General features: G+C 40.2%; 8 protein-coding genes and 2 pseudogenes. 5 read left to right on the top strand and 5 right to left on the bottom strand.

Annotated features, from left to right (window positions below; genetic code table 11):
* Positions 1-114 precede the first annotated feature (114 nt).
* Together ACFSUB_RS15065 and ACFSUB_RS15060 are read left to right on the top strand one after the other, a co-directional pair.
* Positions 115-369 carry a hypothetical protein gene (locus tag ACFSUB_RS15065; protein ID WP_380714082.1) on the top strand — a complete coding sequence of 85 codons (255 nt, stop codon included), beginning with the start codon at positions 115-117 and terminating at the stop codon, positions 367-369.
* A gap of 46 nt (positions 370-415) precedes the next feature.
* Positions 416-931, top strand: a complete 516-nt coding sequence (locus ACFSUB_RS15060; RefSeq protein WP_380714081.1) for a DoxX family protein — start codon at positions 416-418, stop codon at positions 929-931.
* 248 nt (positions 932-1,179) lie between these two features.
* Here ACFSUB_RS15060 and ACFSUB_RS15055 read toward each other — a convergent pair whose 3' ends face one another.
* The 3 genes from ACFSUB_RS15055 to ACFSUB_RS15045 all read right to left on the bottom strand — a co-directional run bounded on the left by ACFSUB_RS15055 (position 1,180) and on the right by ACFSUB_RS15045 (position 4,725).
* A complete protein-coding gene (locus ACFSUB_RS15055) occupies positions 1,180-3,033 on the bottom strand; it encodes an S-layer homology domain-containing protein (RefSeq protein ID WP_380714080.1) in 1,854 nt (617 codons plus the stop codon).
* A gap of 442 nt (positions 3,034-3,475) precedes the next feature.
* A complete protein-coding gene (locus tag ACFSUB_RS15050; protein ID WP_380714079.1) occupies positions 3,476-4,114 on the bottom strand; it encodes an HD domain-containing protein in 639 nt (212 codons plus the stop codon).
* Between the two features lie 368 nt (positions 4,115-4,482).
* Entirely contained in the window at positions 4,483-4,725 is a 243-nt protein-coding gene (locus ACFSUB_RS15045) for a hypothetical protein (protein ID WP_380714078.1), read from the bottom strand.
* Between the two features lie 468 nt (positions 4,726-5,193).
* On the opposite strand from ACFSUB_RS15045, the gene ACFSUB_RS15040 reads away from it, so the two are divergent.
* The gene (locus ACFSUB_RS15040; RefSeq protein ID WP_380714077.1) at positions 5,194-8,004 is read left to right on the top strand and encodes a TrlF family AAA-like ATPase; all 2,811 of its coding nucleotides are present in this window, start codon (positions 5,194-5,196) and stop codon (positions 8,002-8,004) included.
* Positions 8,005-8,452: 448 nt separating this feature from the next.
* Here the strand turns inward: ACFSUB_RS15040 and ACFSUB_RS15035 are convergent, their stop codons facing one another.
* Both ACFSUB_RS15035 and ACFSUB_RS15030 read right to left on the bottom strand, forming a co-directional pair.
* The gene (locus ACFSUB_RS15035; protein WP_380714076.1) at positions 8,453-9,046 is read right to left on the bottom strand and encodes a hypothetical protein; all 594 of its coding nucleotides are present in this window, start codon (positions 9,044-9,046) and stop codon (positions 8,453-8,455) included.
* Between the two features lie 348 nt (positions 9,047-9,394).
* Positions 9,395-9,868, bottom strand: a pseudogene (locus tag ACFSUB_RS15030) (ATP-binding protein); the annotation flags it as partial.
* Between the two features lie 333 nt (positions 9,869-10,201).
* Here ACFSUB_RS15030 and istA point away from each other — a divergent pair.
* Together istA and istB are read left to right on the top strand one after the other, a co-directional pair.
* Entirely contained in the window at positions 10,202-11,710 is a 1,509-nt protein-coding gene (istA, locus tag ACFSUB_RS15025; RefSeq protein WP_380714075.1) for an IS21 family transposase, read from the top strand.
* A pseudogene (gene istB, locus ACFSUB_RS15020) lies at positions 11,703-12,428 on the top strand (IS21-like element helper ATPase IstB). The gene istA and the pseudogene istB overlap by 8 nt, the downstream one beginning before the upstream one ends.
* Positions 12,429-12,653 lie beyond the last annotated feature (225 nt).

The following is a 12,653-nucleotide window of genomic DNA, read 5'->3' as shown; positions in this document are numbered from 1 at the left end:
CGCTGCATATGAGACGCGCAGTTCTTTGCGGCTTCACGCAAGGTATTTTCCCGAGGTGTTTTTTCACCTCGACCTGAAATTTTCTTAATAGTACATAATTTTTGAACGTCTCCGTTGGCAAAAGGAAAGGGCAGTGTCAGCATCAATCCGCGGATGAATGCTGTATTCACAGCGCTGGATCCATACCAATCAAAACGAAAGGGAACATTGTGCCTCTCCCAGGCTCATTATAAGACGAAAATGAAAAACATACCATCCATGTTCTACTGTTCACCAGGTTACCAGCAGACCGGCTCTGATATACAGAGTTATGAATACTTTGTGTCCATTTATGTGAAAGTATTCACAAACCAGCAGAATGCGATATAATGAAAGTATATTAAATGTGAATGATTTCACATAAGGAGGAATAAATATGTTTATTCGTTTTTTGAGGGAATCGATGATTGCAGCGGTATTATTTCTCGCGGCCCGCTTGTATGTAGGATGGACGTGGCTCACGTCGGGACTTGGAAAAATCACAGACGGCTTTAACCCCGGCGGATTTCTGCAGGGAGCTGTTGCTGAACCCGTCATGCAGGGGGGAGGAGCGGCTCCGGCTTATCCCTGGTACACAGCCTTCCTGGAACACATCGCTGTTCCGAACGCCAACGTTTTTGGCTTCCTCGTGATGTGGGGCGAAGTCCTGGTAGGTGCCGGCTTAATTGTCGGCTTGTTCACAACCACGGCCGCATTCTTCGGCGGTACGATGAACATGGCGTTTCTGCTGGCAGGTACCGTGTCGACCAACCCGGTGATGTTGATTCCCGCCATCCTCATCCTCATTGGAAAAGGCAATGCCGGTGCCATCGGACTCGACCGTTTCGTTCCCGCTTTGAAAGAAAAAATCGGCCGCAAACCGAAAGAACAGCCAACAGCAAAAACAGCGTAACGTGAAAAAAGCCCTTGAACGACACTTCCGCCGCTCTTGAATCATGCCCTGCAGAAGATGTGAAAGAAAGAGATACATTTATTTGGTCTGAGAAATGATCGATAGATGATGACTGTACTAGAGTAGATATATAGCAAATCCACTTTTACAGGCAGCTAATAGTTGTTGCTTTCTCACCAAAAAAAAGCTGCCGATTTATCACTAAGATAATCGGCAGCTTTTTCTATCAATGCACCATGGCAATTGTTCTAATTGAGGGTATCATACAGCATAGAAACGACTTTCGCTGCTTGTGCACGGGTGCTTTCTGCTTTTGGTTGAAAGAGGTTGTCGTCTGTCCCGTTCATCAGATTCAGAGAAGCTGCTTTTTCCACAGCACTTTGGGCGTAACTACTGATACTCTCGCTGTCTTCGTAGGAAACATCAGCTGTTTCTGCAGTGGAGCCCTCGTATTCGTAAGCACGCACCACCATCGCTGCCATTTGTTCTCTTGTAATAGAAGACTGCGGTTGAAAGCTGCCGTCTGTTTTTCCGGTAACGATGCCGACGTCATACAATGCGTTCACTTCGTCTGCTGCCCATGCCGGTACGTCTTCAAAAGTCTGTTCCGCGCTTGAGACATCTAGACCGAGCATGCGGCTGAGCATGACAGCAAACTGGGCTCTTGTTACATCTTCAGAAGGACCGAATGTACCGTCTGTATGGCCCTTTACAATTCCTGCTTCATAAAGATTGTTGATATACGGCTGTGCCCAATAATCACTGTTTACATCTTCAAAAGCCTGAGCGCTTCCATTCTGATCGTCACCACCGTTGTTACCCTGATTTCCCTGCTCACTTTTCCACAGATGATCCTCTACAAAAGCAGTATAAAGCAATTGCCAGGTCTCCCAATCATGCGCACCAGGAACCTCGAGATAATCGTGATCGATTTCTTGTTCATTTAATACCTCACTTAAATTTTTCACAGGTTCAAGGCCAAAATCCCAGATACCTGTTCCAATCATGACGGAAGGATCCTCCAAGTTGCTGTGAGTATTGATATTTTTCAGTTCATCCTCAGTAACTGCATAACTCCATATACCAAAATATGAAAATTTGTCTGCGTGATTAAAATACATTCGATTCGTAGTGATACCACCCATTGATAAACCAGCATAAGCACGGTTTTCAGGTGTATTACCTACATTATAGTTGGTTTCAACATAAGGCATAATATGTTCAAACTGGTCTTCTTCGATTTTATCAAAGTCCCATTCGAAGTCTTGATTATTCATTGTTACTACAACAAAAGGCTCTGTTTTTCCATCCGCAATCATATTATCCGTAATGTTTGCTACTGCCCCTTCGTTCATCCAACGCAGCTCATTTCCATAATCATCACCGGACGCACCGTGGGACATGTAAAGCACTTTGTATGGTTCCTCACGGTTCGGATCATACCCTTCAGGTAGATAAACAGCCAGCCCGCGATCATCACCAGCAGCTCCTGTATAAGATACAGTTTCCACTGTGCCGGCATTGTCTGTGTTTGGAAGCTCTACCGAGCGATCCAGCCATTCTCCGGTTCCCATTGTATCCGAATTATACGGTACATAGACCATACTGGACAGGCTCGAAATATTTGTCGCCGTATTTGTTAGCGTCGAATTGTTTGGATCATCCAATCTATCGGTTGTAGTCCCATCTGGATTGGTGATGCGGAAATTGTAAGTGAAAGCACCGCTGGACAAAGGTACTCTTGCTCCCCACAAATTATCATCAAGCTTTTCCATGGACTGATTATAAGTAGTTTCATCATTACCTCCAGCAGGAAACATACCTGCTTCATATTCCTTCGGTTGGTATGGATTTTCAAATCCATCTTCTCGTGTAAAGTGAAGGAATGTATTGCTATACAGTTCCACCTTTGTTGCTGCTGCAGTCTCATCTTCATAAATAAATGTTGCATAATAGCCAGTCGGGGAATCATCATTTTCTTCAACAGTTACGCCAGGTTCATAATTATCGTAATCAACTTCATAAGAGTCTGAGGCTGAAACAAATGAGCTGGTGCTAAAGATTAAGTACAACAATAATGCTAATCCAGATACTTTTTTCATAATTTTTTCTCCTCTCTTATTAATAGCTTTTAGTGCTCAAAGTAATATGTAGATTTATTAATATTTCGTTCACCCCCTTAAAGTCATTTCTCCTTAAAGAAAACGCTTCCAAAAAGAAGGGAAAAATCAGTAGTTTCTTTAGATATAACTATTTAATTTCGCCAATCGTTGACCGCCGTCTCCAGTTTTTTTCCAAGTTACTAGAGAATACCTTAAAAATCCTTGAATTGCAACAATAATTGCAATAGTTACGGAAGTCCCACTATTTATAATTATACAAATAAATATGAGAGAAGTAATCTGGGAAAAGGTTTCGTTAGGGGATGAACCATTGGAATATGGAAGAGAGGTATGTATGCAATCACGTTCCAGGCAGTTACGCTGCGGTGGAACGTGATTTTTTGTTTGTCAGCTTCGTTGAAATAGAAGAGGATTCTGTTCTTTATTCCGACCACGGGGAGTGGATAATGCATTCGCAGAAATTCTTGTGCTTGTACTCAGGCTGGTAGTGGGAGATGACGTCTGCTTTAATATTGCCGAAGGTCGTTTCCGGCTTGTGCTTGAACCCTTCATAAAACGCAGGGATGATCTCCTGTTTAAAGTTATTACGAGGGAACGCCTCGACAATCTCTTCCCGCTGCTCCGCCGGGAACTGATCAAAGTTGTCTCCCATCACATCCAGGCCGACCGCGGAATAAAGCAGAGAAACCTGCGGCGTCTTATGTTCTGTAATCCCGATCGTCGTATGCAGAGCAATCGCATCCCATACCAGATTCAACGACTCCTCCGGGATCTGATACTGCTGCAGAAAACTTCTCGCCGCATTCGCGCCATCCACTTCAAAACGCAAATCCGGGCTGCTGTATTCTTTGGTCAGCCCCAGATCATGGAATAACGCACTCACATACAGAAGTTCCAGATCATAAGGCTGCGCCGCCTGCTGCCCCTGAACGGCACCGAACAAAAACACACGATTGGAATGATTCCACAGCAGATCATTGTTCTTCTCCCGCAGAATATCCGCCGCATCCTTCGCCAGCTGCGAATCCGGAATCTTAATACCCGCTATTTCCTGCCGCATACCTAACATCCTCCTACTTTATTGGTAGAAACTTCAGTTACTCCACCCCTTTACCACACCCAGCGCCAATCCAAACAGGAGCAATACCTCTCTTCAGGGTTTTCATCATAATAGAAAACCATGTACGAATGTAGACCTTCAATTTTAGATACATTTAACCATTGTTGTCACTTCGAAAGAAAAAATCGGCCGCAAGCCGAAAGAGCATCACACATCAAAAGCAGCGTAACGTTAAAAAAAGCCCTTGAACGAGGGCTTTTTTGTATCGGTGAACCGCAGAAAAATTAAACGGTATTTGTTTAATTCGACTGAGATATACGAACAGAGGCAGGTTGTTCTACGTTAGAAGGCACCCATCGCGCGATGCTTCACTTCTTCTGACACTCCAACAACCTCACCACACCCAGCGCCAACCCATACAAAACCAAACCAGTTATCAGGCCGCCGAGTAGAAAGGGAGTAAACACGAACAGCAAAAAACCAAGGTTTTCCGGCAGAAGCGACAACCCAACATACCAAAGCACGCTGGTACCAAGAAGAAGAAGCAGCACCCAGGCAGACTTCCCGAATAGGTTCATGTATTGAAAACGCGCGCAGCAACCTATACTCATCTCCTATCCCTCCTGTGTTTCTATTATAAAAGAAAAATAAGAACATACCAACTTGTACTAATTTTCTCCAAATTTCTCGAAAAATCCTCTTCCATCAATGGAAGGATGTGTTAGAATAGGCACATAATCATACAAAACGACCATGATCATAGGCTTAACCACGCAGCATTGGAGAGAAAGATATGATCGTCTATGAAGCAAGCAAGAAGGATTTTATGCATCATGTGGACCAGGATAAGCTAGTGTCGACAATCCTGGACAACTACAAGAAAAAAATAGGTGGAACGAATGATGGAGAAATCCGGTCCTGGGACAACTCCATGTTGCACATGTATCGGGTGCTGAATGACACGGCTATTCCGGATAACAGGTGGCAATTGAATATAACATACCGAATGGGTAGGAATATAATATAAAAATTTTTAATAGATCCTTAAGCAATAAAACTTTCTTAACGAGGTGAATAATATGACAGGATCACTAAACACACAAGGCTCAACATGGAATCGATGGGATTTACATATTCACTCACCATATTCAATCTTACACAATGAATTTAATAATGATTGGGACAGTTATATTGATAGATTAAATGATTTAGAAGATATAAAAGCTGTAGGAATAACAGATTATTATTCTATTGATGGATATAAAGAAGTAAAAAAATATAAAGAAGATGGATTTTTAAATAACATAGAATTAATTCTTCCCAACATTGAACTTAGATTGAATATTTCAACTACTAGAGATCGACCAGTGAATTTTCATGTAATCTTCAATTCTGAGGTAAGTACAGATGATATCGAAGATAAATTCTTGAGAGAACTAGAATTCGAATATAATCATAGAAAATATAAATGTGAAAAAAGCGACTTGATCAAATTAGGTGAAAATTTTGTAAGTGAAAAAGATTCCGAAGAAACAGCTTTAAGATGTGGTATGGAACAGTTCAAGGTATCAATGGAGAATATAAAAAACATATTTAAAAGACATTCCACTATATTTAAAAATAATTATATAACGATTGTTCCGAATAGTTCTGAAGACGGTAATTCTGGCATACGTGATAATCAATTTGTTGCAACTAGAAGAGAGATATATCGTTTCGCAGATTTTATATTCAGTGGCAATCCACAAGATAAGAATTTTTTCTTAGGGAAAAATAATTATAGTGAAACAATAGAGCAATGTGGAAAGCTAATGCCTTGTGTACATGGTTCGGATGCGCATTCTTTAGAGAGTATGGGTAAACCAAACTATGGTAGACATACATGGATAAAGGCGGAGACTACTTTTAGAGGATTGAAACAACTAGTACATGAACCTGAACAAAGAGTAGTTATTCAACCGCATCATCCTGAAAACAAAAACAATTATAATATAATATCTAAAGTTAATTTTCAAGACAATTCATGTTCATTGTTCAATGAAACAGATATAGAATTTAACCCTGGTTTGAATACTATAATAGGAGGAAAATCCTCAGGTAAATCACTTTTGTTATATAAAATAGCTCAAGCAATTTCTGAAGAAGAAGTTAATCTAAGAGAAAAAGATTATTTATGGAAAAACCCGTATACTAAAACTTTTATAAATGAACAACCTTTCAATGTTACATGGAGAAATGAAGAAAATAGCAACACAAACTCTGAAAATAACAGTGGGAAGGTTACTTATCTTCCTCAAATGTATATAAATTCATTGTCCGAAGATTCTTCAAATGAAGTGTTGCAAGAAAAAATTAAATCAATTCTTCTAGAAGATGAAAACCATTATAGATTCTTAAAGGAAAAGAACGAATTACTAACAGTAACTAGAAATAAGATTGAACAAAATATAACAAACTTATTTGAAAGTCTCCAAAAGCGCAGTGAAATAAATAATTCAATAGAAGAAATAGGAGATAAAAAATCAATTGAGAAAGAAGTTAATAGATTAAATAGTGAATTACAAGAAAAGGTGAAACAATCTAAATTAACCGAAGAAGAAGAGCTGAAAGTTGAGCAAGTACAAACAGCTAAAAAATCTTTACAAGAAGGTTTGAAGAATCTAGAAGCATCCCAAAATAAAATATCTAATCTCTCAAAGAAATTACAATCTATTAATGAACAAGTTAATGAAAGTTTAAACAATAATGAAATATATGATGAAAATGATCAAAATATAATGTTCATTATTAAAAATTTACAGGAAAATATCGGTGAATCTTTTAGTATGGCAAATTTAAAGTTAATTGAAGAGAAAAATAAATACAGTCAAAAAGGAAATGATTATGATGAAAAACTTAAACAAGTAAATGAAGAACTACATCCTTTAATAGAAAAAATGAACAACCGCGAAGAAATAGAGCAACTTAGAAAGAATTTGGAGAAACAAAATGAGTATGTTAATAAAATAACTTCTCTAGAAGATGAATTAGGCTTACTAGAGGAAAATATAATTAAGTTATGTGAGACAATAATTAATTCAAAAAAGGAATATATGGATATACAAAAAAGTATCGCTAGTTATTTCCAGAGCATTGAAAGTTTAAATGGTATTAATGTTTATGCCTATCTTACTTTTAATAAAGAGAACTTTAATGAAAAATTCTTAAGTCAATTTATGAGAAAAGGTAAGATAGATAATATTTTCGACCGAAATTACGAAATGAATATTTTCAACGATGAAGAAAGGTTTATATTTGAAGAACAAAATCACATAAATAAAATTAAATATCTTTTCGATACTACTTTAGAGATCACTGAAAATAAGTTAAAAAAGAATTACAACAAAAGAAGTTTAATTCATGCTTTATTTGAGCCGTATATTGAAGTGAAATTTGATTTGTATAAAGACCACGATATAATTTCAGAAATGTCGCCAGGTAAAAGGGGATTAGTCTTACTTGAACTCTTTCTCGATATAAATAATGAGAATCATCCAATTCTTATTGATCAACCAGAAGATAATCTTGATAACCGGACTATTTCACAAGATTTAGTTAACTTTATACGAAAAAAAAGTTTAGAAAGACAGATTATTATAGTTACACACAACGCAAATCTAGTGGTGTTGACAGATGCAGAAAATGTAATAGTTGCCAATCAAGACCCTCAATTAAAAGAAAATGAAAATCGGAGATTTGAATATTTTACTGGGGCCTTAGAGTGTGACTTCATAAATGAAGAAAACACAAATAAATTACTATCTAAAGGGATTAAATCTCATGTATGTGAAATTCTAGAAGGCGGGAAAGAAGCTTTTGAATTAAGAGAAAGAAAATATGGATTTAACTAATAACATTGAAGTCACATTTAAGAAAAATATCACTCTACTTTATTATACTAATATTTATTGTGTATAAATAATTAGCAAGCAAATTGCAGAAAAATAATGTATTGCTAGATTTTAAAAAGGTTTCAATGTCCCGGTGCTCGGCGTAAAAATGCAGGATCAGTTGGGTGGTGAAGCTGGAATCTGTGTAGAAGAAAAGCGAACCGATGATTAGCTCCCTGTTTATCATAAGATGGACACGCCAGCATCTTTCCCTGAAGTCCGCCTTTCAAAGCTCCGGCACAGCGATAAACGCAGTAAAAAACGTCTCCAACGGTGACGATGCAGGATAGCTGGTCTTCCTTTTGATGCGCCTATTCCTTGACGGGTTGAGGAATACGGCCATCCAGCAGAACACGGTTGCTTTTCAGACCTCCGATGAAATGCCATCCACGTTCTTGAATGTAGTCAATCAAGGATTGGAAGCATACCAGCTGCCTGTCAGGACATAGACGTCCCGCGTACCGTCCGGTATTTGATCTATATGGTTCCGGGTCATATCAAGTTTCGAATATTCTTCTTTCCCATAAGGTGTCATGGCATAAGGAAGATAGGAGTCGCGGGCTCCTATCATCGTCGTTACCCATTGATGAGCGTAAACAGGCTTCCCCTGTTTACGCTCAAAGGGATACGAAGCTCCTTCTGTCGGTTCCATGGCCTGGGACGAAGGCTTGGTTTTTGGACAGATGCTGTCATCGATGATAAGCATCAAGGGATCCTCGGAAGAGGACATCTGCTGAACCTGTTGATAGATAGACTTCTGCAGCTTTCGCTGAACGCCCTGCTCGTTCCACTGTCCATATTGAAAAAATCGCGTTATCGATGGGAGATGGCGCTGCCAGAAACTGCTGTTCCGTAGTACGGTCATACTTCCATTCCGCCGCTCTTGAATCATACCCTGCAGGAGATGGGAAAGATGCTGGTATGCCGGTTTTGACACATGAAGCGATACATTTATTTGGTCTAAGAAATTGTCGATAGATGATGACTGTGCTAGAATAGACATATGACAGAACCCCTCTGTGTACGTGTTTGTCAGCGCATCCATCGTACCGCAGATTTGGGAGTTCTGTCTTTTTATAAACATACATGGAATTTTTTCTATTAATTATGCAACTTTAGAGTTAAAAGATTTCCACTTACATCAATTATTTAAATCCGACGACAACCGTAGGGTTGCAGATTTACTACCTATTGAAATGCCCAATCATTGCTCCCAATGTGACGTCGCAGCGCATATCCACAACCATAAAAAGTGGGTATTACGCCATCAATGGATTCCAGGACTGTATTTGGCAAGAGAAAAATGCATAAAACGGCAAAGCATTTATGTAGCCACTTGCTTCCCTGCATCTTACGTATGCTGAAAAGCCATAGACTCTTTCAGCCGATGGCTGTCGCCATCAAATAATACGAGATGAGAATGGTGAATCAGACGATCCACGACAGCTTCTGTTAAGATGGAATCTCCAAAGACATGGTTCCATTCTCCAAACTGAAGATTCGTTGTGATGATGATACTTCGCTTTTCATAACACAGACTGATGACTTGAAATAATAGATCAGCTCCCTGCTTATGCAAAGGGATATACCCCAGCTCATCCAGAATCAATAAATCAAGTTTCTCAATCTTTTTAAACACTTTGCTCAAGGGTCCTTTTTCGTTGGCGTTTAATCGTTCGTTGACCAACGAAGCGACCGTGTAAAACTTCACGTGTTTCCCCTGATTCTGGATAACATTTAACCCTATGAGCATAGAGAGGTACGTTTTTCCGGCACCTACGCCTCCATAAAAGATGACATTCTCCTGATTTTCCATAAACCTCCCGTTATAAAACATATCCTGGTCCAGGGCTACTTCTATCCCTACCCGGACTTCTATAATGGATCCAAGATTTTAGACACGAAAAAAGGAGATGTTAAGATAGGTATATGAGACGTTAACGATATACTCCTGAATTCAAATCACAAATCGTGTTGGAAATCTTGAAAGAAGAAAAGCCAATGAGTGTTTATGGCATTATAAAAATGTAGGTAACGGCAGGCCTTCTATGTTGGTTGCCTAAGGAAGTGAAAAACAAAAAAAGCCACTTGCTAGCCATCCCCAAAATCAATAGACTTCCTGTTAAGCAACCTATAAGGACAGGAGGTCATCTAGGAGATGTTAGCAGTGACTTGTATGGAGTATATCAAGGAGGAAGTAAATAATAAAGGGTACAGCTACGCTGATGTGGCAAGAAGAACGAAGGCGGATTATCGGACCGTGAAAAAATACGCGGACAAAGAAGATTTCCAAACGTCAACCGCCTCGAAAAAGAAGCAGCCGTCACCGGTCATGGATCCCGTGAAACCGACCATTGATGCCTGGATTCAAGAGGATAGGAAGAAAAAGAAAAAGTACAGAAGGACCGCCACACGTATGTGGCAATTGTTAAAAAAGGATGGTTTCAAAGGTTCAGAGCGAAGTGTTCGCCATTACGTTTCCCGAAGAAAAATGGAACTAGTAGAAGAAAGCGAAGATGCAGCTCTACCGTTAGAAAATAAACCAGGAACAGCACAGGTAGACTTTGGGGAAGGTCTTTTCTCCCGCGAAGGTAAGATCGTTGATCTTCCGTATCTCATCCTATCTTTTCCCGGCAGCGGCGGCTGTTATACGCAGGTTTTCGAATCGCAGAATCAGGACTGCTTTCTGGAAGGCTTAAAACGGTTTTTCCATCATATCGACGGCGTCCCGAATACGATTCGTTTTGATAATCTTTCACCAGCCGTTAAGAAAATACTACCGCGTGGCGAAAGAGAATTGACGGAGAGGTTTCGCACTTTTGCTCTTCACTATGGATTTAAGTATGAATTTTGTAATCCTGTGTCCGGGAATGAGAAAGGACACGTCGAAGCCATGGTGAAATATGTGAGGAACAACTTTTTCCTTCCAGAACGGACAGTGTATGACCTAGAAGCTCTCAATGATGCGTTATGGGAGGAAGTGGAAGGGGACCGGGAACGCCCGCATTACAAACATGGAACGTCTATTGCCGAGCTGCACCAAAAAGATCTCGACTCGCTATACTACCTGCCTTCGACTCCTTATGACACCATGAGATATGAGTCGTTGAAAGCTGACAAATATGGATTTGTCACGGTGGACCAAAAGAAATATTCCACATCGCCGCGATTCGCCAGTCAAAGGGTCTTGGTGGGCATTTCGTATAACCGCATTATCATTTTTCAGGATGACGACGTTATTGTTTCTCATCAACGATTGTATGGTGGAGAAACAGAATCCATAGACTGGGTGCCTTACTTGTCTCTCATGGCCAAACGGCCTACAGCCCTTAAGTATACGACGTTTTTTGATCAACTGCCGAAACCGTGGCGAGCGTATCTCGAAGACTGCACGCTTTCCGAAAAGAAAGAAGCCTTGAAGTTTTTAGCGACCATCATGAAAGATCAACAAATGGACAAAGCGGTTCAAGCATTGAAAACGGCTTCGAAACAGGGGCACCCTTCGGCTGATGCGATTCAACAGGTGTATCATCAGCAGATGCATGGACGTGGCTACAGAGAAACCGTTGATGTTCCGCAGCAGCTTCCCTCCATGCCGGAGGCTCACCGAGGCATGAAGCAGTATGATGCTTTTTTCCAGGTGAAAGGGGGCAGCAGCCATGCATGAAAAAATCCAGGCCTATGCCAAAAGCTTGAAGCTCAGCTGGGTACGAGCTCACTATCAAGACATTCAAGCAGAAACACACGAGGAATTTCTCCTTCAGCTGTTTGAAAAAGAAATTGAACAGTGGGAAGAGCGTAAAATCAACCTATTATTAAAGGCGGCAACCCTGCCAAAGGCGTCCGGCAAACCTTTCGTTTGTAAGGAGGTACGTATGGGGGCGGATCTTGACCAAGACACTTTATATAACGGTAGATTCATGGAACATCAGGAGAATGTCATTTTTTATGGAGGTGTTGGTGCGGGGAAGACGTACCTTGCCACACTCATAGGATTGAACGTTATCCAGCACCAGGGAAAACACGTGAAATTTTATACCGTGGCTTCCTTAATCAATGAACTATTAGACGCTAACGAGAAAGGCGTATGAAGCAAACTGTTCAAAAAGATCGAGAAACTTGATCTATTGATCCTGGATGAGCTGGGGTATATCCCTCTGCATAAGCAGGGAGCCGAGCTGTTATTCCAAGTCATATCGCTGTGTTATGAAAAGCGAAGTATCATCATTACAACGAACCTTCAGTTCGGAGAATGGAACCATGTCTTTGGAGATCCCATTTTAACAGAGGCCGTCGTGGATCGGTTGATCCACCACTCTCACCTGGTATTATTCGATGGTGACAGTCATCGGCTGAAGGAATCGACCGCATTGAAGCACAGGTAAAAAGGATGCAAGCGAGTGGCTACATAAATGTTTTGCCGTTTTATGCATTTTTCTCTTGCCAAATACAAATGAGTCAGATCGCTTATGAACACGGGATCCATGTAAATCAGCTTCATGGAAATTCAAAATTATACTAAACACAAATATTCTGCTAAAATGAACAACAAAAAGAAATAAACGGTAATCTGAAATTTAACGTATGTCAACTTTTATTTGTTAAGAATG

It is taken from the genome of Salibacterium lacus, assembly GCF_042684865.1.
Taxonomy (GTDB): Bacteria; Bacillota; Bacilli; order Bacillales; family Marinococcaceae; genus Salibacterium; species Salibacterium lacus.
The sequence above is the reverse complement of the archived record's forward strand: the minus strand, read 5'-3'. Positions and strand labels throughout refer to the sequence as shown.